A 24,792-nucleotide genomic window follows, 5' to 3' on the forward strand; every position below is an offset into this window, starting at 1 on the left:
GGCATGGGTGCGGCAAGCCGGAGCACCGTCGCAGCGCCTGCGAGCACACCGGTCCCGGTGGACGAGCACCGACGCGCCGTGCTCGACGCCGCGTCCGAGCTTCCCGACATGGCCGTGCCGCTCCGGAAGGCGACGGGCCTGTACCTCGCCGACGACGTGGCCACCGCCGTCGCCCTTCCGCTCTGGCACAATTCGGCGATGGACGGTTACGCGGTGCGAGCGGCTGACACGGCTGGGGCTGCGCCCGGCTCGGCCGTGGAGCTGCGCATCATCGGAGAAGTCGCGGCCGGCGACGGCGTCGATCCGCGACTGGAGCGCGGCACCGCGGTGCGCATCATGACGGGTGCGCCCGTGCCGAGCTCGGCCGATGCTGTGATTCCCGTCGAGCAGACGGTCGCCGACGTCGTCGGAGCTGCGTGGGCCGAACACCGTGTGCTGGTGCAGCGGGAGGTCGTGCCGGGAGCCCACGTGCGCCGCCGCGGCGAGGACGCAGCGGTCGGAAGTCTCCTCGCGCACTCCGGCGAACGGCTCGGCGCGCGCCGAATCGCGGCGCTCGCCGCCGCGGGGGTCTCAGAGGTGAGCGTGCGACGCCGACCGCGCGTCGCGGTGATCGCGACCGGAGCCGAGCTGCACACCGGAAGCGGGCCGCTCGAGCGCGGTCAGATCCCCGAGTCGAACTCCGGGCTCATCGCCGGGCTCCTCGCGGAGGAGGGGATTGAGCCGGTGTCGGTCTCCGTGTGCGACGACGATGCCGAGGGGTTCGCCGCGAGACTCGCCGAACTCGCGGGAGAAGTCGACGCGGTGATCACCACGGGAGGCGTCGGCCCGGGACTGCACGACATCGTGAGGATCGCGCTCGCGATCGAACCCGACGTGCGTGCCGTGCGGGTCGCCGTGAAGCCCGGGCAACCGCAGTGCTTCGGGCGCCTCCGAGGCGGGGCGATGATCTTCGCGCTTCCCGGCAACCCCGTCAGCGCCGCCGTCAGCTACGAGCTCTTCGTGCGTCCGGCGCTCCTCCGCATGCAGGGCGCCGGACGCCTGCACCGTCCGAGCGTTCCTGCCGTCGCCGACCACGGGTGGCGGGGCAGCGCGGAACGGACGCAGGTGCTCCCCGTCCGCATCCGCAGCACGCCGCACGGGCTCCGCTGCTCGCCCGCGGTCGACGCGCGCGGATACTCGCACGCCGTCGGCGGGCACGGGGCGGCCGATGGCTACGCGATCGTCGAGCCCGGTCGTGGCGACGTGAGCGCGGGAGAGACGGTGGAGACGGTGATCGTCGCATGGTGAACGACTCAGGCGGCCTCGGCGCGATCGTCTTCGCCGGAGGTCGTGGATCCCGGCTCGGCGGAGTCGACAAAGCGGTGATCGAACTCGGGGGAGTGCGCCTGATCGATCGGGTCGTCGCCGCCGTGCGGGGTATCGGAGTGATGCGCCCCGTCGTGGTCGGCGCGACTGACGCGACGCCGCGCGGTTGCGTCGCAGTGCGCGAGCATCCCCCGTACTCCGGGCCGCTCGCCGCGCTCGCCGCCGGCCTCGCGGCGATCGACCGCTCGGTCGACGAGGTGCTGCTGCTCGCCTGCGATCTCGTGCGACCGGACCTCGTGGTCGCACGGTTGCGCGACCACGCGCCCGCGGGCGGCGAAGACGCGACACTGCTGCGGGATCCCGACGGCCGTGCGCAGTGGCTCGCGGGCCGCTATCGCGTAGCGGCGCTGACTCGCGCCATCGCGGCGCTCGACGGTGCCGTCGCCGACGAGCCGCTCCGACGCGTCACGGCCGCGCTCGAGATCCGCTGGCTGGACGCAGACGCCTCGACCGTCGCCGACATCGACACACCCGCTGACCTCGCATGGGCGCGGTCGTCGCCGGGGTCGCTCGCTGAAGCCGGCTCGGCCGCACCCACCGGATCAGCATCCAACACCCATGGAGGAACCATGCCGCAGTCGAACCATCTCCCGCCGGAGGCCCTGGACGCCTGGCTCGCCGCCGCCGCCGCCGAGCTCGATGTCGATCCCGAGACCGTGCGCATCGGAACCGTGCTCGACGTCGCCCGCGACGTCGCCCATGACGTCGCCCGGCCAGCGGCACCGCTCTCGACGTTTCTGCTGGGCGTCGCGTACGGTCGGTCGGGGGAGACCGATCCGGCACGACTGCAGTCGCTCGCCGATCAGCTCACCGATCGCGCAGCCGCGTGGAAAGCCGACCGAACCGACTCGGAGTGACTCGGCCGCCGGCGGTGCGCCGGGTCGGCGCGCGAGCCGCCGCCGAACGGTGCTATTCGCCGAGCGCGAGCGAGCGGAGCTCCTCGACGAGGCCGGCCGCCCCGACGACCATGAACGATTCTCCCGGCGGCGTCGCGGCGTCGCGGCCGATCAGCGTCGCACCGGCCTCGCTCGCGATCAAGACTCCGGCCGCATAATCCCAGGGCTGCAGCCCCTGCTCGTAGTAGGCGTCGAGCCGACCGGCGGCGAGCATGCAGAGATCGTAGGCTGCCGATCCGTAGCGCCGGATGTCACGGGCTCGGGGGATCACTCGCGCCACCATCTCCGCCTGCTCGGTGCGGCGCTCCGCGGTGTAACCGAAACCGGTGGCGACGAGCGATAGTGAGAGGTCGTCCTGGCCCGTGATGCGGATGGGCTCGCCGTTGCGAGTCGCTCCGCCCCCCTCCCAGGCGACGAAGAGTTCGTCCGTTCGCGGGTTGCACACGGCGCCCGCAATGGCGCGGCGGCCGTCTCCGTATGCGGTCTCATCGGCGACGGTGGCGGCGATGCTCACCGAGTAGGCCGGGAGGTCGTACAGGTAGTTGACCGTGCCGTCGATCGGATCGATGACCCAGGTGATGCCGCTCGTGCCGGCAATGCCGGTTCCTTCCTCGCCGAGGATGCCGTCACCGGGCCGTACGTCTTGGATCGCCGCGACGATGAGCCGCTCCGACTCCTGATCAGCGGCGGTCACCACATCGGTGGCGCTCGACTTGCTCGCAGCCACGTCGACGCCCTGGGCGCGAAGCTCGAGGATGCGCGCGGCAGCTCGTTCGGCGATCCTCGCAGCGATCGCGGCGAGACCCTTCGGGTCGTGGGCGGTCGGTGCAGCTGCGGGGGAGTCGATCATGCTCCCGAGCCTAGTCGAGGCCGGTGCAGCAGCGGGGAGCGCCGGCCGGGCAACGGGGCCGGATCCGGACAGCAGAACGGGGCCCGAGCGTCATCGACCGGGCCCCGCGTTCTGGGGAGGGGGAATCAGCGCGTCGGCGCCGAGACCACCTCGGGGGAGGCGTACGCGTACGCCTCTTCGCCGTGCGCGGCGAAGTCGATGCCGGCCTCCTCGACCTGCGGCGGAACGCGGAGCCCGGTGACGAGCTTTACGCCGAGTGCGATGACCAGGGAGACGACGAAGGAGTACACCATCACCGAGACCACCGAAATCGACTGCACGAGCAGCAGTCCGGCGTCGCCTCCGGTGAAGAGGCCGTCGGAGAAGGCGAAGAACCCCAGGTAGAGCGAGCCGATCACGCCCGCGACGAGGTGCAGCCCAACGACGTCGAGCGAATCGTCGTATCCGAGCCGGTACTTCCACTCGATGGCGAGAGCGCACGCCATTCCCGCGATCACGCCGAGCAGCAGCGCCCACACCGGAGAGAGGCTTGCGGCTGCCGGAGTGATCGCGACGAGACCGCCGACCGCACCCGATGCCGCGCCGATCACGCCGGGCTTCTTGCCGCGCATCACATCGACGAGGATCCAGCCGACGATACCTGCGGCAGGGGCCGCGAGCGTGTTGACCAGGATCAGGCCGGCCTCACCGGTCTCCGTCGCGAGACCGCCGTTGAAGCCGATCCAGCCGAACCAGAGCAGTGCTGCGCCGATGGTGACGAGCGGGATGCTGTGGGGCTGATGCGAACCCTTCCCGAAGCCGATGCGCTTGCCCGCGACGAGCGCCAATGCCAGCGCCGCAGCGCCGGCATTGATGTGGATCACGGTGCCGCCGGCGAGATCGATGACGTCTGGCAGGCCCAGCGCACTGCCGAGATTCTGGATCCAGCCGCCGCCCCACACCCAGGCTGCGACCGGGAAGTACACGAACGTCGCCCACACACCGGAGAAGAGCACCCACGAACCGAGCCCGACGCGGTCGGCGATCGCGCCCGAGATCAGCGCGGTCGTGATCATCGCGAACACTGCGCCGAAGCCGACGCCGATGAAGCTCGCCGGGTCGGTGTTGATCAAGCCGAAATCTTTGAAGGGGCTCCCGGCGAATCCGCTCTCTCCCTCCGCGAAGTAGTTCATGCTGTAGCCGAAGAGGATCCACAGGACCCCGACGACGCCCATCGCGCTGACGCTGAAGAGCATCATGTTGACGACCGATCGCACGCGAACGAGACCGCCGTAGAACAGGGCGAGCCCCGGTGTCATGATCAGAACGAGGGCTGCGCTCGTAAGCGTCCACACGTCAGAAGGAGTGAGTTCCATGCTGGTGCCTTTCTCTCGAGCGGGCCGTGGCCGCCACAGTGGAACCAGTGTGCGCCGCGGCTGTTTCGCGACCGTCTCGCTGCGATTTCGGTCGCGTGCCGTGTGTGTTTCGTTCCGGTGACGCAGGCGTCGAGACGCCGGGGCGGAGCGCTCGCGGTGCGCGTGCGCGGGTGCTGCGCGTGCGCCGATCCCGGCGAACGGGCGTGGGCGTCGGATCGGTGCTAAGCTGTACAGGTTGCCGTTCGAACGGCCGCGGATAAAGAGAGCCCCAGCATCCCGCTGAAGGCGCCGCGCAGCAAGAGGAAGGGGATCCCTATGGCACTTGAAGCAGATGTCAAGAAGGCGATCATCGAAGAATACGCGACAAAGCCTGGCGATACCGGTTCCCCTGAGGTTCAGGTCGCGATGCTCAGCCGTCGTATCAAGGATCTGACCGAGCACCTCAAGGAGCACAAGCACGACCACCACTCGCGTCGTGGCCTCCTGCTGCTCGTCGGCCAGCGCCGTCGTCTTCTGGGGTACCTCCAGAACGTCGACATCGCGCGTTACCGTTCGCTCATCGAGCGCATCGGTCTGCGCCGCTAATCTGCAGGTCCTCCGGCGATCGCCGGAAGCACCATCTGCGAAGCGCCCGTCACCTCACGGTGGCGGGCGCTTCTGCGTTTCCGTGAAGGCTCGGCCGGGCGTCTCAGATCGGGGAACGGTTCTCAGTACATGCCGGGAATGCTGAGCAGCAGACCACCGAACCACGAGAGCACGAACGAGACGAGGCCGAGCGCCGTCGATACTGCCGCGCCGATGGCCGCCCAGCGCCAGCGCGAGAGATGCTTCGCGAGCAGGCCCATGACGGCGAGCGCCCCCGCGATGAGCAGCAGCAGCACGTGCACGATCGAAATGACTGTCGACACCGCCGAGAACGAGCCCGAACTGGACGCGGTGCTGTAGATCACCGGCGTGAACAGCGGAATCAACGAGGTCAGAAGCAGGACCGCCAGGGCGATGATGCCCGGCACATTCAGTCCGCCCGGCGCGCGCTGCGCGTGATGAGGCGCCGCGTACGGCGGCGACTGCGCGTATTGGGGTTGCTGCGGCTGCGCGTATTGCTGTTGGGGCTGCGGCGGTTGCGGCGCCTGCGGCTGTTGTGGTTGGGCGTACTGCGGCTGCGCGTATTGCTGGTGCGGCTGCGCGGACTGGTCCGGCTGCGCGGGCTGGTGCGGATCGAAGCTGCTCATAGCGTGAAGCCTAACCCGGTCGCTTCGATCTCGCCGACCTCGAGGGTGAGGGCCGAAGGTGAGCGAAGATTGCCCGGAGAATCGCTCGCGTTCGGCACACACCCTCGGAGTCGGGTGCTCGATGTCGAGCGATGTGAACGCCTGCGCCGACGGGCCGGGCCGATTGATCGCTCACAGTGGGCGCATACACACCCGCAGGAGCGCCGTCTCCCAGTGCTTGTGGACAACGCGCAAGGCTCGAGCTCGGCAGGAACCCTCGCGATCGGCGAGTGAGCAGGCAGAGGGCTGGAGCGGTGCGGGAGGCCCCGGATACGGGTGTGGCCCCCTCGCTTGCGCGAGAGGGCCACACCCGTATCCGGGAACGCGACTTAGATCTTCGAAGACGCGTCCTTGAGGACGCTGCGGAGGATGCCGCCGATCTCCGCGAACTCCGACGGACCGATGGTCAGCGGCGGAGCGAGCTGGATGACGGGGTCTCCACGATCGTCGGCGCGGCAGTAGAGGCCGGCCTCCCACAGTGCGGGGGAGAGGTAATCGCGAAGCAGTCGGTCCGACTCCTCCTCGGTGAACGTCTCCTTGGTCGCCTTGTCCTTCACCAGCTCAATGCCGAAGAAGTAGCCCTCACCGCGCACGTCGCCGACGATGTCGATGTCGAGCAGCTTCTCGAGCTCGGCGCGGAACAGCGGGCTGTTCTCGCGAACGCGCCCGTTGAGGTCCTCTTCCTCGAAGATGTCGAGGTTCTCGAGCGCGGCAGCCGCCGCGGCCGGGTGACCGGCGAACGTGAAGCCGTGGTAGAAGGTGTTGTCGGTCGAGTTGAACGGCTCCGACACCTTGTCGGAGACGATCATCGCGCCGAGCGGGACGTAGCCCGAGGTGAGCGCCTTCGCCGAGGTGATGATGTCGGGCTCGTACCCGAGAGCGGTCGAGGCGAAGAACTCACCGATGCGGCCGTAGGCGCAGATGACCTCGTCCGAGACGAGCAGCACGTCGTACTGATCGCAGATCTCGCGCACGCGCTTGAAGTATCCGGGGGGCGGGGGGAAGCAGCCGCCCGAGTTCTGCACCGGCTCGAGGAAGACGGCCGCGACGGTGTCGGGACCCTCGAACAGGATCGCCTCTTCGATGCGGTTCGCCGCCCACTGGCCGAAGGCCTCGAGGTCGTCGGAGGGGGCGCCCATCTCGTCGGCGCGGTAGAAGTTCGTGTTGGGCACGCGGTGACCACCGGGGGTGAGCGGCTCGTAGAACTTCTTCATGTCGGGGATGCCGGTGATGGCCAACGCGCCCTGCGGGGTGCCGTGGTAGGCGACCGAGCGCGAGATGACCTTGTGCTTCATCGGCTGGCCCTTGATCTTCCAGAAGTGCTTCGCCAGCTTGAACGCCGACTCCACAGCTTCGCCACCACCGGTGGTGAAGAAGACCTTGTTCATGTCGCCGGGCGCGTAGCTCGAGAGACGCTCGGAGAGCTCGATCGCTGCCGGGTGGCCGTACGACCAGATCGGCATGAAGTCGAGCTGCTGCATCTGCTTGGCCGCAGCCTGCACGATGCGCTCGCGACCGTGGCCGGCATTGACCACGAAGAGCCCTGCGAGGCCGTCGATGTACTGCTTGCCGGCGGAGTCGTAGATGTGGTGGCCCTCGGCGCGCGTGATGACGGGGATGCCGTCATTGAGCACCTTGCGGTTGGTGAAGTGCGGCCACATGTGCTTCTTGGCCGAGGCCTGGAGCGCGGCAGTGTCTACCGCTGCAGTGGGATCGTAAGACATGGTTATCGTGTTCCCCAGTCGTATTTCTGTTTGGTGAGTTGGAGGTAGACGAAGGATTCGGTCGATGCAACGCCTTCGATCTTTCGGATCTGTTCGTTGAGCAATTCGATCAACCCATCGTCGTCCTCGCAGACGACCTCGGCGAGGATGTCGTAGGAGCCCGCGCTGAGCACGACGTAACTGATCTCCGACATTTCAGCGAGGCGATCGGCGACGACCCTGGTGTCGCCGGAAACGCGGATGCCGAGCATGGCCTGGCGAGTGAAGCCCAAGCGCATCGGGTCGGTCACGGCAACGATCTGCATGACCCCGGCATCCGTGAGCTTCTGCACGCGCTGGCGCACGGCGGCCTCGCTGAGGCCGACCGCCTTCCCGATCTCGGCGTACGATCGGCGGCCATCGCGCTGGAGTTGCTCGATGATCGCTTTCGACGTGGAATCGAGCGCTGGCGCATTGCGTTTGCTGCTCACGCTTCTGATTCTTGCAGTCAAACCATAAAAACGCAAAGGAATCCGAAGTAGACCGATCATGATTCAGCGTATTTCCACGTTCTCGCATGAGTGCAGCGGCGGCAGGTCGCTCCTCCGGTCACCCTGTGGATGCGGGCGTCCGATGCCAGGTCGCGCGACGGTAACCGTTCGATGACGAATGCGAATCACTCGGAGCGGTTCCTTGGCAGGGAACTCGGGTCTATGACATATTCGAGGCACCCCTGGCACTGTCGCCCGATTGGTGGCGTGCCGTCGTTATGAGAATCAAAGGAGATATCTCATGGTCTTTCGTCAACCAGAAGATCCGATCGTCCGCAGCATCGTCGGGATGATCAGAGGAAAGCAGCTCGACCGCCGTCAGCTCCTCCGGGGCGTCGCGGTGGGAGCGGCGGGCCTCGGGGCACTCGGCTTGAGCGCGTGCTCGGGCGGCGGCGGTGGTGGTGGCGGTGACGGTGTGATTTGGGGGAACTGGACGTACTACCTCGATTTCGACGACGCGACCGGCTCGTATCCGACGCTCGACGCCTTCGTCGAACAGGCCGGCTACGACGTCCAGTACGTCGAGGACATCGACGACAACAATACGTTCTACGGCAAGATCAAGGATCAGCTGCAGCTCGGCGACCACACCGGCTACGACACGATCACGATGACCGACTGGATGAACGGGCGTCTCATCACGGCGAATCAGGTGCAGGAATTCGATTACGAGAACCTCCCGAACGTCACGGCGAACCTCGTCGATGCGCAGTGGGATGCGCTCGACGTCGATCCCGGGCGCAAGTTCTCGGTTCCGTGGCAGCTCCCCGCATCGGGCTGGGTGTGGAATACGGAGGCCGTGCCGAAGGGCATCAAGACGCTCGACGATTTCCTCGCTCCCGACCTGAAGGGGAAGGTCGTCGTGCTGAGCGAGATGCGCGACACCGTCGGCATGATCCTCGCCGGTCTGGGGCACGATCCTGCTGGCGACTGGGGCGACACCGAGTTCGACGCCGCGATGGCGTGGCTCGACGATGCGCTGCAGAGCGGGCAGATCGGCAACGTGAAGGGCAACAGCTACACGCAGGATCTGATCACTGGCGACGCCTGGGCCGCGATGGCGTGGTCGGGCGACGTCATCATGTTGAACGCCGAGAACGACAACCAGTGGACGCTCGAGATCCCCGAGTCGGGCGGCATGATCGCCTCGGACTCCTTCACAGTTCCCAACGGCACGACGCCAGAGGCGAAGGCGCGTGTCGAGGAGATGATCGACTACTACTACGACCCTGAAGTCATGGCGCAGGTCGCCGACTATGTGACGTTCGTGCCGCCCGTGAAGGGGACGCAGGAAGCCATGCAGCAGGTGAATCCTGAGAACGCCGACAATCCCCTCATCTTCCCGACGGAGCAGGACTGGGAGCACCTTCGCCCGTTCCGCACGCTCACGGCCGAGGAGGACAAGCAGTACTCCACCCAGTTCCAGAACGTGCTGGGGCTGTGAGCGTGGGGGACCACAGGAAATTCGCTGAGTCGGGGGCGGATCTCCAACTCGTCGGCATTCAGAAGCGCTTTCCGGGATTCACTGCGATCGAACATCTCGACCTGACGATTCCGGCGGGCTCCTTCTTCGCGCTGCTCGGTCCGTCGGGTTGCGGCAAGACGACGACGCTGCGTCTCGTCGCGGGTCTCGAGGATGCCACGGCCGGGCGCATCCTCATCGGCGGACAGGACGTGACCGCTCTGACCCCTCACCGGCGACCGGTGAACACGGTGTTCCAGTCCTACGCCCTCTTCCCGCACATGTCGGTGCTCGAGAACGTCGCGTTCGGCTTGCGCCGACGTCGCATCTCCGACGCCGCCGCCAAGGCGCACGAAGCGCTGCGCCTGGTCGAACTCGACCACGTCGCGGATCGGAAGCCCGCCCAGCTTTCGGGCGGGCAGCAGCAGCGCGTGGCGCTGGCGCGAGCGGTGGTGAACCGGCCGGCGCTCCTCCTGCTCGATGAGCCGCTCGGCGCGCTGGACTTGAAACTCCGGCGTCAGATGCAGCAGGAGCTCAAGCAGATTCAGCAGGAGGTCGGGCTGACGTTCTTGCATGTCACCCACGATCAGGAGGAGGCCATGACGATGGCCGATACGGTCGCGGTGATGCACCAGGGGAGAATCGAGCAGATGGGGGCGCCGGAAGAGCTGTACGAGTTGCCGCGGACCGTCTTCGTCGCGAACTTCCTCGGTCAGTCGAATCTCTTCCCGGTGGAGGTCGCAGGAACGACGGACCAGGTGCTGCACGCCGAGTTCCGCGGCATGAGGCTCTCGGTGCCCCGTAACCGGAGCGAGCGCGACAGCGGTCGGATCACGATCGGCGTGCGGCCGGAGAAGCAGACGCTTGCGCATGCGGAGCCCGAACCCGACGCGCTGACCAACGCAGTCGGCCCGGGGAGGGTCACCGATGTGTCGTTCATCGGCGTGAGCACCCAGTACACCGTAGCGGTGCCCGGCGCCGGCGACGTGCAGGTCTTCGCTCAGAATCTGCAGGCCGGCCCGACCGCCGCGCTGGGCGACGAGGTCTGGCTGAGCTGGCGCGTCGAGCACACGTTCGGACTGCTGGATGATCCGCTCGACGCCGGCATCGTCGATGCGGGCCTGTCGACGCGAGCCATCGCGTCCCGAGCCGCTCTCGCAGAGTAGGGGACCGATCGTGGCTCTCACCGCATTCTCGACGAGCGCGAAGCAGGCCGATCAGGCCCCCCGGAAGCGCGGCTGGGTCGCGCTGGTGCTGCTCGCACCGGGCGTCGCCTACATGCTGCTCTTCTTCGTGGCCCCGTTCTTCCAGCTCGCGCTGACGTCGCTCCAAGCTCCCGCCGACGCCGGCGGGATCGGGCAGTACGTCGCTGCCGCCCAGTTCTCGAATTATTGGACCGCGCTGCAGGAGTACGGGCCGCACCTCGCGCGATCGTTCGTCTACGCGATCTCTGCGACGATCATCGGCCTCCTGATCAGCTATCCGCTCGCGTACCTGATCGGCGTGAAGGTGCGCTCGCGGCCGATGCTCCAGGGGATCCTGCTGATCCTCGTCGTCGCGCCGTTCTTCATCAGCTTCCTGCTTCGCACGCTCGCGTGGAAGGCGATCCTGCCGAGCGAGCTGGTGGGAACCCATTTCTCCGTCATCTTCGGGCTCGTGTACAACTTCATCCCGTTCATGGTGCTGCCGATGTACGCCTCGCTCCAAGCGCTCGATCTCAGGCTGCTCGAAGCCGGGTCCGACCTCTACGCGTCGCCTCTCACCACGTTCCGCCGGGTCACGCTCCCGCTCTCCATGCCGGGGATCGTCTCGGGGACCCTGCTCAGCTTCATCCCGATGTCGGGCGACTACGTCAACGCATCCCGCGAGTTCTTGGGCGGCACCTCCACGACCATGATCGGCAACGTCATCGAGTCGAACTTCCTGCAAACGCAGAACTATCCGATGGCAGCAGCGCTCTCGATCATCCTGATGGTGATCATCCTGGTGTTCGTCGCCACGTACGTGCGCAAGAGCGGGGCGGAGGATCTGCTGTGAAGCACTTCAGTCTGGGGAGGGCGTTCGTGCCCGTCATGAGCGCGATCGTCCTCATCTACCTCCTGCTCCCGATCCTGCACGTCATCGTGTTCTCCTTCAACGACTCCGGCCGCAACAACATCCTCTGGCGCGGCTTCACGCTCCGCAACTGGGAGAACCCGTGCGGTGCGCCGCAGGTGTGCACCGCCTTCGGGAACAGCATTCTCATCGGAGTCGTCGCCACCATCGCGGCCACAGCACTGGGCACGATGATCGCCATCGCGCTCGTGCGCTACCGCTTCCGGGCACGATCGACGGTGAGTCTGCTGCTCTTCACCCCGATGGCGACGCCCGAGGTGGTGCTGGGGGCCGGGCTCGCAGCGCAGTTCCTCCTCGCCGGAGTGGAGAAGGGCGTCGGCACGATCATCCTGGCTCACACGATGTTCTGCATCTCGTACGTCGTCGTCGCGGTGAAGGCCAGAGTGGCGAGCCTCGACCCGGCGATCGAGGAGGCCGGGCGCGATCTCTACGCGTCGCCCGGGCAGGTGTTCTGGCGCGTGACACTGCCGATGCTGGCGCCCGGCATCATCGGCGCCGCGCTGCTGAGCTTCGCGCTCTCCTTCGACGACTTCATCATCACGAACTTCAATTCGGGCACGGCGACGACGTTCCCGAAGTTCATCTACGTGTCGGCGCTCAAGGGGGTGCCCGCCCAGGCGAACGTGCTGGCGTCGATCGTGTTCGTGTCGGCGCTGCTGCTCGTGATCGTCGTCCAGATGGTGAACATCTCCAAGCGGAAGCGACTCGCTCGGGTGTAGCCGTCGGGCCGGGCGTGCAATTCGCACGTCCGGCTTGCGCGACAGCACCGCGCGGGTGCAGGATGTGTGCTTGGCGAATTCCTCGTCGCCGCAATAGGGCTGCCGAGCGGATTCTGGTCGTGCGACGCAGCTGCGTTCTTGAAGGAGAGAACATGACCGCTTTGTCTGCACCGGCCTCGTCGAACGGTGCTCGCCTCAAGCGGAGCCTCGGGCTCTGGGCGATCGTCGGCCTCGGCCTCGGCTATATGACCCCGACGGTGGTCTTCGACACGTTCGGTCTCGTGGCGCGCGACACGAACAACGTCGTGCCCCTCGCGTACACCGTGGCTCTCATCGTCATGATCTTCACCGCGGTCAGCTACGGGAAGATGGCGGGAGCGATCCCCAGCGCCGGGTCCGCCTACACGTATGCGCGGGAGTCGATGCACCCGAACGTCGGCTTCCTGGTCGGCTGGACGGCGCTGATCGACTACATGCTGCTGCCGATGGTGAACTGCCTCATCGTGCGCAGCTATCTCGAGGCGTTCTTCCCGAGCATCCCTGGCGCCGTCTGGGTCATCGTCTACGTGCTGTTCGTCACGACGGTCATCTACCTCACGATGCGCGGCACGTCGAACGTCAACATGCTGCTGCTCATCTTCTCGATCGTCGTGATGGCCATCTTCGTCTTCATGGTGATCGTGCAGCTCGCCGGCGGCGCCGGCGAGAACGGCGTCGTGACCGTGAAGCCCTTCTTCCACAACGGCGTCGAGTTCGGAGCGGTGCTCGCCGGGGCGACCATCGTCTGCTTCTCCTTCATCGGCTTCGACGCGGTCACGATGTACGCGGAGGAGGCGAAGACGCCGAAGATCATGCCGAAGGCGATTCTGCTCACCGTGGTCATCGGCGGCGCGATCTTCCTCATCGCCGGGTACTTCACCCAGCAGCGCTTCCCGGACTGGAACGAGTTCGCCCCGGGCGGCGACATGCAGTACGTGGAGGACAGCACGCTCCCGATCATCGGCGACCTCGTCGGCGGCACGGTGCTCTCCGCGGTGCTCACCGCGGCCGGGTTCGCAGCGACGCTCGCATCGGGTCTCGCGTCGCACGCATCGGTGTCGCGCATGCTGCTCGTGATGGGCCGCAACAACGTGCTGCCGCAGAAGTTCTTCGGATACGTGAACCCGCGCACGCACACGCCGACCTTCAACATCGTGCTCACCGGCGCCATCTCCCTGCTCGCGATCGCCTTCACGCTCGAGATGATCGCCGCGTACATCAACTACGGCGCTCTGATCGCCTTCACCTTCGTCAACCTGTCGGTGATCGCCTGGTTCGCGATTCGCAAGGGGCGTCGCCGCACCCCGAAGGACATCTTCAACTACATCGTGATGCCGGTGATCGGTACGTTGCTCACCGGCCTCCTGTGGGTGAACCTCGACGGGCACGCGCTGCTCGGCGGCCTGATCTGGACGGGCCTCGGTTTCGTCTACTTGCTCGTCATCACGCGCGGATTCCAGAAGAAGGTGGCATCGTTCGACGAGAGCCAGCCCGTTACCGGCTTCAACAAGGTGTCGGTCGACGACTGACTCCGGTGCGGGCGGAGCCCGTCGTGTCAGGCCGAGAGGGATTCCTCCTCGGTCGACGCGGCGGGCTTCGTCGTGCGGGGGCTCGTGTCGCGACGCCGGATCGCGCGGCCGCCGAAGAGGGGGAGCGTGATAGAGCAGAGCGGGCCGATCAGCGCGGCGAAGACGATGGTTCCGACGCCGACGTTTCCGCCGAGCGACCAGCCGATGAGCAGAACGGTGACTTCGACGGCGGTGCGGCCGATCCAGATCGGCGTGCCGAAGCGCAGGTGGATGCCCGTCATGAGGCCGTCTCGCGGGCCCGGCCCGAGATTCGCGCCGATGTAGATGCCGCTCGCGACGGCGAGCAGGAGCAGCCCGATGGAGAAGTAGGCGACGCGCAGCCAGAACGATCCGGGTGTCGGGAGCAGCCACAGGCCGAGCTCGATGCCGGGCCCGACGAGCATGATGTTGAGCAGCGTGCCGATGCCGGGCTTCTGGCGCAGCGGCCACCAGAGCAGCAGCACGAGCAGCCCGATGATGTTGGTGAGAATGCCGATTCCGAGACCGGTCTGCATCGAGAGCCCCTGCGCGAAGACCGTCCACGGGTCGACGCCGAGTGCTGCGCGGATCATGAATGCGTCGGCGACGCCGTAGAGCAGGAGGCCGGGGATGAGGCGCGCGAATCGTCGGAGCATGCGAGCAGTCCACCTCATATTGGCATTGCCAGCAAGAGGCCAATTCGCATAGCGTGGCCTCATGAACGAGACGTGGACCGGGCAGCGCCTCAGCGCGCGCCGACTGACCGAGTTGCTCGGACGCTGGCGCGGGGCGGGGCACGGATACCTCGAACTGGCGGACAGCGTGACGCTGCTCGTGCGCGACGGCCGCATCGTGCCGGGCACCACGCTGCCGGCCGAACGCCCGCTCGCGGAGTCGCTCGGGGTGAGCCGCACCACGGTGGCCGCGGCGTACCAGCGCTTGCGCGAGACCGCGGTCGTGCGCTCCCGGCGCGGCTCCGGCACCGTCGTGCGCGGCAGCGGAACGACGCGGGAGGGACTCTGGGCTGGCACGATCGGCGGAATCGACCTGTCGAGCGCGTGCCCCGAGCCGTGGAGCGGGCTCGCGGAACTCAATGCGCGCGCCGCGACGGAGCACGCTGCCGCGTTTCGGCTCATCGGCTACGACACACTCGGGCTCCCGGAGCTGCGCGCCTCGCTGGCGGAACGGTACACCGCGCGCGGCCTCCCCACGACGCCGGAGCAGATCATGGTGACACTGGGCGCGCAGCACGCCATCTTCCTGATCGCCCGCACCCTGCTGCGACGCGGGGATCGCAGCCTCGTCGAATCGCCCAGCTATCCGCACGCAAGAGAGGCGATCGCGGCGACGGGTGCGCTGCTCGCCGAGCTGCCGGTCGGTGGAGGCGGCATCGGCTCGCACGACGGGTACGACGCGTCGAGCATGCTGGAGATCGCAGAGCGCACGTCGCCGAAACTCGCCTATCTCATTCCGGATCACCACAACCCGACCGGCCTCCGCATGCCGGTCGGGTTGAAGTCGCGCCTGATCACCGCGCTCGCCGGTCAGGGTGCGTACATCATCGCCGACGAGACCACCGCTGAACTCTCGCTGGGGGAGCCGGTGCCCATCGTCCCGTTTGCGGCGCATGCCGAGCAGGAGCATCATCACGATGCGATTCTCACGGTGGGATCGGTCGGAAAGACGGTCTGGGGCGGCATGCGCGTGGGCTGGATTCGGGCTGCTCCCGATCTGATCGGACGCCTGGAGGCGGCGCGCCGCATCGGGGACCTCGGCACCGGAACGTGGGAGCAGGTGCTCGCACTCCACGCGCTCGAGCAGTACGACGACATCCTCGTCGAACGGTCCCACCAGCTCACAGCCCGCCATCGGTTCCTCGTCGAACGGCTGGCGGAGCGCGTTCCGGAGTGGACGCCCTCGCCGGCGGTGGGCGGAGTCTGCGTCTGGGTCGACATCGGCGAGCGCGCGAGCTCCCGGTTGAGTCGAGCCGCGGCCGCGCTCGACCTGCATCTGCCGCCAGGCCCGCGTTTCGGGAGCCCGGGCACATTCGAACGGTTCGTGCGCCTGCCGTTCTCGGCGCCGGAGGCGACGCTCGATGAGGCGGTGGATCGTCTCGCGCGCGCGTGGCGCAGCGGGGCGGGCGGTGCGGCGGCGCGGCCGTTCACGGAGGCCGTGATCTGACTCGAGCCCGAATACCGGCCCCCGGATCCTCAGCCGCGCAGAACTGCGACCACCAGCGTTGGCGATCCGGCGAGTAAGCTTGAGCACCATGCTCGATCTCGACTTCTCCGCCCGCATCCGCGCACTCCGCTCGACGTACGCAGACATCGCTGCGGTGCTGGATCTGCCCAAGCTCGATCGGGAGATCGCTGAGCTCGAGGAGCAGGCCGCGGCCCCCGACCTCTGGGACGATCCCGCAGCCGCTCAGAAGGTGACGAGCGGCCTCTCCCATCGCCAGGCGCGGGTGAAGCGCGTGCGGAGCGTCGAGCAGCGCCTCGACGACCTCGAGGTGCTCATCGAGCTCGCCGAAGAGGCCGACGATGCCGATTCGGCGGCGGAGGCCGCGGCGGAGCTCGTCGCGCTCGAGAAGGTCATCCAGGATCTCGAGGTGCAGACGATGCTCTCGGGCGAATACGACGAGCGCGCCGCAGTCGTCACGATCCGCTCCGGCGCAGGCGGCGACGACGCCACTGATTTCGCCGAGATGCTGCTGCGCATGTACCTGCGCTGGGCCGAGCAGCACGACTACCCGACGAAGGTGCTCGACACCTCGTACGCGGAGGGCGCCGGCATCAAGTCCGCGACCTTCGAGATCGACGCGCCGTACGCCTTCGGCACGATCTCGGTCGAGGCCGGCACCCATCGCCTCGCCCGCATCAGCCCGTTCGGCTCGGCCGACAAGCGCCAGACGAGCTTCGCGGGCGTCGAGGTCATTCCGCTGCTCGAGGAGGCGACGGAGGTCGAGGTGCCCGAGAGCGACATCCGCGTCGACGTCTACCGATCCTCGGGCCCGGGCGGCCAGTCGGTCAACACCACGGACTCCGCCGTGCGCATCACGCACATCCCCTCCGGCATCGTCGTCTCGATGCAGAACGAGAAGTCACAGATCCAGAACCGCGCCGCCGCCATGCGCGTGCTCCAGACGCGACTGCTCCTGCTGCAGCGCGAGCAGGAGGCCGCGAAGAAGAAAGAACTCGCGGGCAGCATCACGGCGAGCTGGGGCGACCAGATCCGCTCCTACTTCCTGTACGGGCAGCAGCTCGTCAAAGATCTGCGCACGGGGCACGAGGCCTCGCAGCCGGAGGCCGTCTTCAACGGCGATCTCGACGGATTCATCGCTGCGGGAATCCGGTGGCGCTCGCTCTCCAAGAACGACTGAGACCGCGACTGGGAGTTCACCTGAAGCGAGGCCGCACCAGCGCGCCTCAGCATCGCCCCGGGCGTCAGGGCGTACAGTCGTCTCGTCATGATCCTCTTCGAGAACGTCACCAAGAAATACCGGGGCACCGCGAAACCCGCGCTCGACGGTATCGACCTCAGGGTCGACCGCGGCGAGTTCGTCTTCATCGTCGGCGCCTCCGGTTCTGGGAAATCCAGCTGCTTGCGGTTGATCCTGCGCGAGGATCAGCCGAGTGCCGGGAAGATCCACGTGCTGGGGCAGGACCTCAGCAAGATCTCCTCGCGCAAAGTCCCGTACTTCCGCCGCAATCTCGGCACCGTCTTCCAAGACTTCCGTCTGCTCACGAACAAGACCGTCTACGACAACGTCGCCTTCACGCTGCAGGTCATCGGCAAGTCGCGCGGCTTCATTCAGGAGGCGGTACCCGACACGCTCGAGATGGTCGGTCTCGCCAATAAGGCGAAGCGGTTCCCGCACGAACTCTCCGGCGGTGAGCAGCAACGCGTCGCCATCGCCCGCGCCATCGTCAACAAGCCGGCGATCCTGATGGCGGACGAGCCGACGGGCAACCTCGACCCCGCGACCAGCCTCGGGATCATGCAGCTCCTGCGCGCGATCAACGCCGCTGGCACCACGGTGGTCATGGCGACGCACGAAGCGACCTTCGTCGACATCATGCAGCAGCGCGTCGTCGAGCTTTCGCAGGGCGTCGTCGTGCGCGACGAAGTGGGCGGCGGTTACGGCGAGACCGCTTCCATCCCCATCGCAGATCTTTCGGACGCGAGCGTGCAGGTGCTGCGCACCTCCGAGGCCGTGGTGCGTGCAGCACTCGCGCCCGAAATGCTCGACGAGGCCGCGCGGTCGACGGCGGTGCAGGGAAGCGCGGAACGCGATCCGGCACTCGTCGACGCCGCCGCAGAGGTCGTCGCGGCGGCAGCCCCCGATCCGGAGATCGAGGAGCGGCACGATCCCGTCGCTCCGCCCGTGGAGCGCCCGAAGGAGGCCTCGGTATTCGAGGAGCCCCACCCGTTTGGCGACGATGACGCGGATGACGACGACATCGATGAGACGGTGCACGCGGACGGCCCGCACGGTCGCGCCATCCCGAGCTTCCTCGAGCCGGCCCAGCCCCTCGACCCCGTGCAGATGGCGGAGACCGGGAGCCTCGCCGAACGCCTCGGGTTGAAACGACCGGACGACGACCAGACAGATGTGGGGCCCGTGCGATGAGGGTGGGACTGGTACTGGGAGAGGTCTGGAGCGGCTTCCGTCGCAACCTCTCCGTGGTGATCTCGGTAGTGCTCGTCACCTTCGTATCGCTCACGTTCGTGGGCGCAGCGATTCTGATGCAGCTGCAGATCCAGCAGATGAAGACGTTCTGGTTCGACCGCGCTCAGGTCGCGGTCTACCTGTGCACCGACTACGACCAGAGTGCGACGTGCTCGGGGACGGATGCCGGGGAGGAGGAGATCGCCGCCGTGCAGGCCGCGCTCGATTCCGACACGCTCGCTCCCTACATCGACGATTCGTTCTTCGTCGATCACGATCAGGCGTACGAGGAGTTCACGAAGCAGTTCGAGGGCAACCCGATCGTCGAGATCACGAGACCGGAGCAGCTGAACCAGACGTTCTGGATCAAGCTGAAGGACCCGTCGCGCTCGGACATCATCCAGGAGACCTTCGCCGGCATCCCCGGCGTGCAGAGCGTCTCGGATCAGCGCAGTCTGCTGGATCGCATCTTCCTGTTCCTCGGCGTCGCGAGCTACACCGCCATCGCCATCGCCGGTCTCATGCTCATCGCCGCGATGCTCCTCATCTCGACCACGATCCGACTGTCGGCGTATTCACGCCGTCGGGAGATCGGCATCATGCGCCTCGTCGGCGCCTCGAACCGGTTCATACAAACGCCCTTCATATTGGAGGGCATCATCGCCGCGCTCATCGGCGCGGTGCTCGCGAGCGCCGCATCCGTCGCGATCGTGAAGTTCTTCGTCCAGGGATTCCTGGCGACCGAGGTGCCGTTCACGAGCTACATCACGGTCGAGCAATCGCTCGTGGTGCCGCCGATACTCATACTCGTCGGCGTGGTGCTCTCTGCCATCGCCGCGAAGATTGCGATCACCCGCTACTTGCGGGTGTAGGCAAGCCGGAGATCGGCCCAGCGATCCGCGTTCCGCACCCTGCCGCGCCCGCGTGCGGCCTCGCAGAACGCGGATCGCCTGCGTACTGGCGGTGCGCATCGCGCTATGCTGGGAGGTCCGGCCGCGCGAGAGAGAGGATGTGCCATGCCCAAGGAGACCGGCGAGAAGCTGATCGCCTCGAACAAGAAGGCTCGGCACGAATACCAGATCCTCGACACCTACGAGGCTGGAATGGTGCTCACCGGCAGTGAGGTGAAGTCCCTCCGCATGGGGCGCGCCTCGCTCGTCGACGGATACGTCTTCATCGAGAACGGTGAGGCGTGGCTCGATGCCGCGTACATTCCCGAGTATCTGAACGGTTCGTGGACGAATCACGCGCCGCGCCGCAAGCGGAAGCTGCTGCTGCACCGGCAGGAGATCGACAAGCTGTGGCAGAAGACGCGTGAGGGCGGCATGACGATCGTCCCCCTGAAGATGTACTTCCTGGACGGCCGCGCGAAGGTCGAGGTCGCGCTCGCTCGCGGTAAGCGTGAGTACGACAAGCGGCAGACGCTGCGCGAGCAGCAGGACAAGCGCGAAGCCGAGCGCGCCATGCGCCAGCGCAACCGCATGGGCGAGTGACGCGCGTGGGAGGCGATGCTTCCCCGTCGCGGGTGCGCAAGTCGGCCGAGGTGCGTCGGGCTGAGATTCTCGCGGAGGCCGCCGCCATCGCCCGCCGTGACGGCCTCGAGCGCGTGACGCTCCGCGCGGTAGCCGAGCCGCTCGGGGTTCGTCCCGGCTTGATCAGCCACTACTTCTCCGCCGTCGAGGTGCTCGTCATCGAAGCGTTCGTGCTCGCAGTGACGGCCGAGCGCGATTGGCTGTTCGGCGAGGAGGATGCGCCGCTGGCGCAGATGTCAGGGTTCGTTCGGCGAGCCGAGAGCCCGGAGGCCGTCGAGCTGTGCCGTCTGTGGCTCAATGCGAGGCACCTCGCGCGGGCGGTTCCGAACCTCGCCGTCGCCATCGACGAGCAGGAATCCCTCGACCGGGCGCGGATGGTCGCGCTGATCGAGGCGGGAGTTGCGTCGGGTGCATTCCAGACGACCGACCCGGTCGGGGCGAGCACCCGCATCTACATGGCGGTCGACGCGATCGGCGTCTATGCGAACAACGCGTCACCCTTCGAGCATCCCGCGTTCCGGCATTTCGTGGCCGACGTCGCGGGGTGGAGCCTCGGTGTCGACCCGCGTGCGCTGCGAGCGGAATGAGCGGAGGGGGAGAGACTCGCCCCGCGTCGCCCGAGCTGGTAGACTGGACGTTCCGGTGATCCACCGGTGGAACCGGCCTTCGCGCCGGAACTGACAAGTCCACAGTGCATGATGCGAACGTCCCGACCGCACCGGTTAATCCGGTGCACCTACGGGGCCGATCGGTTTCGACACGTCGATTTTGAGACTGTGAGAAGCGGGCCGAGGACGCGGAGTTATCTCGTAAACGCCCTTCGCAAACCATAGGTGCCAACGTTAAGCGCACCGACTTCGCTCTCGCTGCCTAAGCACGAGACCGAGTCCGTCAGATCGGGTGAGCTTCCGCCCCGTTTTTCTGGCGTCATCTAGGAAGCTTGCTGGTACGTCGAGTCTCAGGGCGTATCGGGACTTTTTCTGAGGCTGGGCCTGTCGCACTAGGTGTTCGTGGCAAAGTGCGGGGCCGAGTAGAACGTTTTCACGAACTACGCTCGTAGAAGGCACGGAATCGTCGAAGTGGACCGGGGTTCAATTCCCCGCGGCTCCACCGATACGTTCGCATCATGCACTGGGGTGTCGAGTTCGATGCTCGACGCAGCACGAGTGGCTCGTCCGCCCCGATCCTCGGAGCGCGCTCGGGTCGACGACTGCATCGCCTGCGCCGGGTCGCACCGGGCGCACGCGCCCGCCGCATCCCGCTCAGCGGGCGCGGCGCGCTCATGCGCGGAAGACGCGATACGGTGGATCGGGGGCTCTGAGCCCGATGCCGCATCGAGGCGGCGCAGGAAAGGAATGCAGCGGGACATGTTGAAATCTGGGGCGCAGCTCCCTCGCGAACACGGGCTCGAGCGGGCCCTCAGCAACCGGCACATCCAGCTCATCGCCATCGGCGGAGCGATCGGCACCGGGCTGTTCATGGGGTCCGGGAAGACGATCTCGGTGGCCGGTCCGTCCGTCGTGCTCGTATACATGATCATCGGCTTCATGCTGTACTTCGTGATGCGGGCGATGGGCGAGCTCCTCCTGAGCCGCACCGACTACCGCAACTTCGCCGATTTCGCCGGAGACATCCTCGGGCCGGCAGCGGCCTTCTTCCTCGGCTGGACGTATTGGTTCTGCTGGGTCGTGACGGGTGTCGCCGATGTCATCGTCATCGCCTCCGTCTACGTGAAGTACTGGTTGCCCGTATTGCCGACCTGGATTCCGGCGGTCGCCGTCATCGTGCTGCTGATGCTCCTCAATCTGCCGTCGGTGCGCGGATTCGGCGAGACGGAGTTCTGGTTCGCGATGGTCAAGATCGTGGCGATCGTCGCGCTCATCATCGCCGGCATCGTGCTCATCGCGACGGGCTTCACGAACCAGTACACGGACACCCACACGGGCGAGACGATCGAGGGGACTGCGTCGCTCATGAACCTCTTCACCATCGGCGGCGGCTTCTTCGGCGGCGGGTTCATGGGGTTCATCATGGGGTTCCAGATCGCGGTCTTCGCTTTCGTCGGCGTCGAGCTCGTCGGCACCGCCGCGGCCGAGACGCGCAATCCGGAGCAGAACCTGCCCAAGGCGGTCAAGGCGATTCCGATCCGCATCTTGCTCTTCTACGTCGGATCGCTCGTCGTGCTCATCTCGGTCGTGCCCTGGGTCGCGTTCAGCAAAGACGAATCACCCTTCGTCATGCTCTTCTCGCTGGCAGGCATCGGTGCGGCGGCGCATCTCGTGAACCTCGTCGTGCTCACGTCGGCGGCCTCGTCGGCGAACTCGGGCATCTACTCGACCTCGCGCATGGTGTACACCCTTGCGACGAGCGGCGATGCGCCGCGGGTGTTCGCCAAGCTGACGCGCGCGAAGGTGCCGCGCAACGCGCTGTTCTTGACCGGCGTGCTGCTGCTGAGCTCGTTGGTGCTGCTGCTCACCGGGCTCGACAAATCGGCCGGGTTCTCAGTGGTCACGACCATTTCGTCGCTCTGCTTCATGTTCGTGTGGACGATGATCCTCATCAGTTATCTGGTCTATCGCCGTCGTCGTCCGCACGAGCACGCGGCGAGCGCGTTCAGGATGCCCCTCGGCCGATCGATGCCGTACGTGGTGATGGCGTTCTTCGTCTTCCTGCTGTGGGCGTTCACGCAGGATCCCGAGACGCTGATCGGGCTCATCGCCACGCCGGTGTGGTTCATCGTCGTGGGGATCGGATATCTCCTGTTGCGCAAGAACCCGGAGCATGCGCGGCTGCGTGCGGATCACATCGCGAAGGCGGCTCAGGAGCGGCGGTCGGCAGTGGAGTGGCGGGCCGGGCGTCCGTGATACCCCGCGCCCGCCTCAGGGGACGATGCTGATGGGACTTCGCGGGGTCGGACGCGCAGCGTGCACCAAGCCGGCGATCTCGTCGAGAGCGCCCACCCACACGTCCGGCATTTCGCTGACGGACGCGATGAGGGCTTCGAGAGCCGCGGCGCGGCCGGGCCGCCCGCTGAGAAACGGATGGTTCGTCAGTACCCAGCAGCCGCCGAAGCGGCGCATACCCTCGAGCTCGGCGGTCCACAACTCGATGGCGTGCGCGGGTGTCTGGATCGGTCCGAGTTCGCTCACGCCGGGGAGAAAGCAGTACTGCTCCCAATCATCGAGAGTCCAGTGGATCGGAATCTCGGCAAGGGGTGCGCCCGATCCGGTGCTGAGCAGATACGGGCCGTCGTCGTCCATGAGGCTCGAATCATATGCGAAGTCCCGTTCCTCGAGCAAGGACGGCATGTCCCAGGAGAGGTCCCACATCGGGGCTCGGTAGCCCTGTGGGCGCTCGCCGGTGAGGCGCTGGAGCGCGTCGATGCCCCGATCGAGTTGCTCGGCCTGCTCATCCAGCGAGAGTCCGGCGGGGCGCACATGATGATACCCGTGGTGGGCGATGTCGTGCCCCGCCGCCGCGATATCGCGTACAACGCCCGGATGGAGATCTGCCGTGTAGCCCGGAATGAAAAAGGTGCTGCGCGTACGGGTGCGCTCGAGCACATCGAGCAGTCGCCTCACGCCGACGGCGGGACCGTAGGCCTGATGCGTCATGACGCTCAGACTCCGCTGTGCTTGCGGATCCGCAGCGAGCACCGCAGATTCGCCGTCTACGTCGAAGGTGAAGGCGGCCGCGCACGTCGCAGACGCCGGCCAGTCCGAGAATGGGGCCTCGTGGGTCTCTCCGTTCATCTCTCTCGCTCTCCGTGCAGTTGCTGCGCCATGATCGTCACCAAATCATATGCGCAGTGCGCTGCGGCGACGGCGGTGATGCTCGCATGATCATACGCGGGGGCAACCTCCACGACATCGGCGCCAACGAGACGGCTCCCGGCCAGACCGCGAACGAGCTCCAGGAGCTCGCGACTGGTAAGCCCGCCGGCCTCGGGCGTCCCGGTGCCGGGTGCATGCGCGGGATCGAGCACATCGATGTCGATCGAGATGTACAGGGGAGCGTCTCCGACCCGAGTGCGGATTCTCTCGATGATGTCGAGGAATGGGGTCGTATGGAATTCTCGCGCGTGCACGATGGTGAAGCCCAATTCCTCATCGTCATGCAGATCATCGGCGCTGTAGAGCGAACCTCGAATGCCCACGTGCGCCGAATGGGATTTGAGCAGCAGCCCCTCTTCGATGGCGACGCGGAACGGCGTGCCGTGCGTGACCGGGGTGTCGAAGTACGGCCCCCAGGTGTCGAGATGCGCATCGAAGTGCACGAGCGCGAGCGGGCCGTGCACCTTGTGCAATGCGCGGAGTGAAGCAAGCGCGATCGTGTGATCGCCCCCGAGCACCATGACAGGGCGGCCGCCCCTGGCCAGATCGGAGATTCCAGCTTCGATCTGGGTGAGCGCGGTACTGATGTCGAAGGGGTTGCAGTCGATGTCGCCTGCGTCGACCACCTGACCGGCGGCGAAGGGAGCGGCATCGAGTGCGGGGTTGTATGGGCGCAGCAATCGCGAAGCCTCTCGAATCGCGCCCGGCCCGAATCGCGCACCGGGTCGGAACGTGACGCCAGAATCGAAGGGCACACCCACGATCGCGAGGTCGTGCTGCGTGACGTCTTCCAGGCGGGGCAGACGTGCGAAGGAGGTCAGACCGGCGTAGCGCGGTGATACCTGTCCGTCGGTCGGGGGGATGATCGGGCGGTCGTTCACGGGT

Annotated in this window: 24 protein-coding genes and 1 other RNA gene; 17 read left to right on the forward strand and 8 right to left on the reverse strand. The window is 66.8% G+C overall.

The features are described from left to right. Positions 1–3 precede the first annotated feature (3 nt). Both WFH23_RS02250 and WFH23_RS02255 read left to right on the forward strand, forming a co-directional pair. The gene (locus WFH23_RS02250; protein ID WP_336661449.1) at positions 4–1,287 is read left to right on the forward strand and encodes a molybdopterin molybdotransferase MoeA; all 1,284 of its coding nucleotides are present in this window, start codon (positions 4–6) and stop codon (positions 1,285–1,287) included. Then, on the forward strand, positions 1,281–2,222 hold the full coding sequence (locus WFH23_RS02255) for an NTP transferase domain-containing protein (RefSeq protein ID WP_336661450.1): 942 nt from the start codon (positions 1,281–1,283) through the stop codon (positions 2,220–2,222). Before WFH23_RS02250 ends, WFH23_RS02255 begins: the two co-directional genes overlap by 7 nt. Before the next feature lie 52 nt (positions 2,223–2,274). Here WFH23_RS02255 and WFH23_RS02260 read toward each other — a convergent pair whose 3' ends face one another. After that, on the reverse strand, positions 2,275–3,111 hold the full coding sequence (locus WFH23_RS02260; RefSeq protein WP_336661451.1) for an inositol monophosphatase family protein: 837 nt from the start codon (positions 3,109–3,111) through the stop codon (positions 2,275–2,277). Positions 3,112–3,236: 125 nt separating this feature from the next. Then, positions 3,237–4,466 (reverse strand): ammonium transporter, encoded by a 1,230-nt coding sequence (locus tag WFH23_RS02265; protein ID WP_090147725.1) that lies wholly within the window; start codon positions 4,464–4,466, stop codon positions 3,237–3,239. A 315-nt stretch (positions 4,467–4,781) separates the two neighbouring features. Between WFH23_RS02265 and rpsO the strand changes: the two genes are divergently transcribed. Then, on the forward strand, positions 4,782–5,051 hold the full coding sequence (gene rpsO / locus WFH23_RS02270; RefSeq protein ID WP_090147728.1) for a 30S ribosomal protein S15: 270 nt from the start codon (positions 4,782–4,784) through the stop codon (positions 5,049–5,051). Positions 5,052–5,173: 122 nt separating this feature from the next. Here rpsO and WFH23_RS02275 read toward each other — a convergent pair whose 3' ends face one another. The 3 genes from WFH23_RS02275 to WFH23_RS02285 all read right to left on the reverse strand — a co-directional run bounded on the left by WFH23_RS02275 (position 5,174) and on the right by WFH23_RS02285 (position 7,931). After that, positions 5,174–5,698: a hypothetical protein gene (locus WFH23_RS02275; RefSeq protein WP_336661452.1), complete on the reverse strand. Its 525-nt coding sequence runs from the start codon at positions 5,696–5,698 to the stop codon at positions 5,174–5,176. 368 nt (positions 5,699–6,066) lie between these two features. Beyond that, the gene (locus WFH23_RS02280; RefSeq protein ID WP_090147733.1) at positions 6,067–7,461 is read right to left on the reverse strand and encodes an aspartate aminotransferase family protein; all 1,395 of its coding nucleotides are present in this window, start codon (positions 7,459–7,461) and stop codon (positions 6,067–6,069) included. A 2-nt stretch (positions 7,462–7,463) separates the two neighbouring features. Further along, positions 7,464–7,931: an AsnC family transcriptional regulator gene (locus WFH23_RS02285; protein ID WP_090147736.1), complete on the reverse strand. Its 468-nt coding sequence runs from the start codon at positions 7,929–7,931 to the stop codon at positions 7,464–7,466. Positions 7,932–8,232: 301 nt separating this feature from the next. Here WFH23_RS02285 and WFH23_RS02290 point away from each other — a divergent pair, with 301 nt between their 5' ends. From WFH23_RS02290 to WFH23_RS02310, 5 genes are all read left to right on the forward strand, one after another. Beyond that, positions 8,233–9,435 carry an ABC transporter substrate-binding protein gene (locus WFH23_RS02290; protein ID WP_200329540.1) on the forward strand — a complete coding sequence of 401 codons (1,203 nt, stop codon included), beginning with the start codon at positions 8,233–8,235 and terminating at the stop codon, positions 9,433–9,435. Then, positions 9,432–10,619, forward strand: a complete 1,188-nt coding sequence (locus tag WFH23_RS02295; protein WP_336661453.1) for an ABC transporter ATP-binding protein — start codon at positions 9,432–9,434, stop codon at positions 10,617–10,619. Before WFH23_RS02290 ends, WFH23_RS02295 begins: the two co-directional genes overlap by 4 nt. A gap of 10 nt (positions 10,620–10,629) precedes the next feature. Further along, positions 10,630–11,490, forward strand: a complete 861-nt coding sequence (locus WFH23_RS02300) for an ABC transporter permease subunit (RefSeq protein WP_090147742.1) — start codon at positions 10,630–10,632, stop codon at positions 11,488–11,490. Continuing rightward, on the forward strand, positions 11,487–12,287 hold the full coding sequence (locus WFH23_RS02305) for an ABC transporter permease (RefSeq protein WP_336661454.1): 801 nt from the start codon (positions 11,487–11,489) through the stop codon (positions 12,285–12,287). Before WFH23_RS02300 ends, WFH23_RS02305 begins: the two co-directional genes overlap by 4 nt. A 152-nt stretch (positions 12,288–12,439) precedes the next feature. Continuing rightward, positions 12,440–13,855 (forward strand): APC family permease, encoded by a 1,416-nt coding sequence (locus WFH23_RS02310; RefSeq protein ID WP_090147747.1) that lies wholly within the window; start codon positions 12,440–12,442, stop codon positions 13,853–13,855. A 26-nt stretch (positions 13,856–13,881) separates the two neighbouring features. On the opposite strand, the gene yczE is transcribed toward WFH23_RS02310, so the two are convergent. Beyond that, positions 13,882–14,529: a membrane protein YczE gene (gene yczE / locus WFH23_RS02315; RefSeq protein ID WP_090147748.1), complete on the reverse strand. Its 648-nt coding sequence runs from the start codon at positions 14,527–14,529 to the stop codon at positions 13,882–13,884. Positions 14,530–14,590: 61 nt separating this feature from the next. Here yczE and yczR point away from each other — a divergent pair, with 61 nt between their 5' ends. The 9 genes from yczR (at position 14,591) to WFH23_RS02360 (ending at position 22,938) form a co-directional block, all read left to right on the forward strand. After that, positions 14,591–16,054, forward strand: coding sequence for a MocR-like transcription factor YczR (gene yczR, locus WFH23_RS02320; RefSeq protein ID WP_336661455.1), 1,464 nt, complete (start codon positions 14,591–14,593; stop codon positions 16,052–16,054). Positions 16,055–16,142: 88 nt separating this feature from the next. Next, positions 16,143–17,252, forward strand: coding sequence for a peptide chain release factor 2 (gene prfB, locus WFH23_RS02325; protein ID WP_090147755.1), 1,110 nt, complete (start codon positions 16,143–16,145; stop codon positions 17,250–17,252). Positions 17,253–17,339: 87 nt separating this feature from the next. Then, on the forward strand, positions 17,340–18,503 hold the full coding sequence (gene ftsE / locus WFH23_RS02330; RefSeq protein WP_336661456.1) for a cell division ATP-binding protein FtsE: 1,164 nt from the start codon (positions 17,340–17,342) through the stop codon (positions 18,501–18,503). Then, on the forward strand, positions 18,500–19,414 hold the full coding sequence (gene ftsX, locus WFH23_RS02335; protein ID WP_090147760.1) for a permease-like cell division protein FtsX: 915 nt from the start codon (positions 18,500–18,502) through the stop codon (positions 19,412–19,414). The genes ftsE and ftsX overlap by 4 nt, the downstream gene beginning before the upstream one ends. A 144-nt stretch (positions 19,415–19,558) precedes the next feature. Next, positions 19,559–20,035, forward strand: coding sequence for an SsrA-binding protein SmpB (gene smpB, locus WFH23_RS02340; RefSeq protein WP_090147763.1), 477 nt, complete (start codon positions 19,559–19,561; stop codon positions 20,033–20,035). Continuing rightward, positions 20,032–20,661, forward strand: coding sequence for a TetR family transcriptional regulator (locus WFH23_RS02345; protein WP_336661457.1), 630 nt, complete (start codon positions 20,032–20,034; stop codon positions 20,659–20,661). The genes smpB and WFH23_RS02345 overlap by 4 nt, the downstream gene beginning before the upstream one ends. A 153-nt stretch (positions 20,662–20,814) precedes the next feature. After that, positions 20,815–21,187, forward strand: a transfer-messenger RNA (tmRNA) gene (ssrA, locus tag WFH23_RS02350). 13 nt (positions 21,188–21,200) lie between these two features. Next, the gene (locus tag WFH23_RS02355; protein ID WP_200329538.1) at positions 21,201–21,395 is read left to right on the forward strand and encodes a hypothetical protein; all 195 of its coding nucleotides are present in this window, start codon (positions 21,201–21,203) and stop codon (positions 21,393–21,395) included. Positions 21,396–21,441: 46 nt separating this feature from the next. Further along, the gene (locus WFH23_RS02360) at positions 21,442–22,938 is read left to right on the forward strand and encodes an amino acid permease (protein ID WP_336661458.1); all 1,497 of its coding nucleotides are present in this window, start codon (positions 21,442–21,444) and stop codon (positions 22,936–22,938) included. 15 nt (positions 22,939–22,953) lie between these two features. Here the strand turns inward: WFH23_RS02360 and WFH23_RS02365 are convergent, their stop codons facing one another. Beyond that, the gene (locus WFH23_RS02365; RefSeq protein WP_336661459.1) at positions 22,954–23,826 is read right to left on the reverse strand and encodes a polysaccharide deacetylase family protein; all 873 of its coding nucleotides are present in this window, start codon (positions 23,824–23,826) and stop codon (positions 22,954–22,956) included. Further along, the gene (speB, locus tag WFH23_RS02370) at positions 23,823–24,788 is read right to left on the reverse strand and encodes an agmatinase (protein WP_336661460.1); all 966 of its coding nucleotides are present in this window, start codon (positions 24,786–24,788) and stop codon (positions 23,823–23,825) included. Before speB ends, WFH23_RS02365 begins: the two co-directional genes overlap by 4 nt. Positions 24,789–24,792 lie beyond the last annotated feature (4 nt).

Source organism: Leucobacter sp. USHLN154 (genome assembly GCF_037145595.1).
GTDB classification, from domain to species: Bacteria; Actinomycetota; Actinomycetes; order Actinomycetales; family Microbacteriaceae; genus Leucobacter; species Leucobacter alluvii.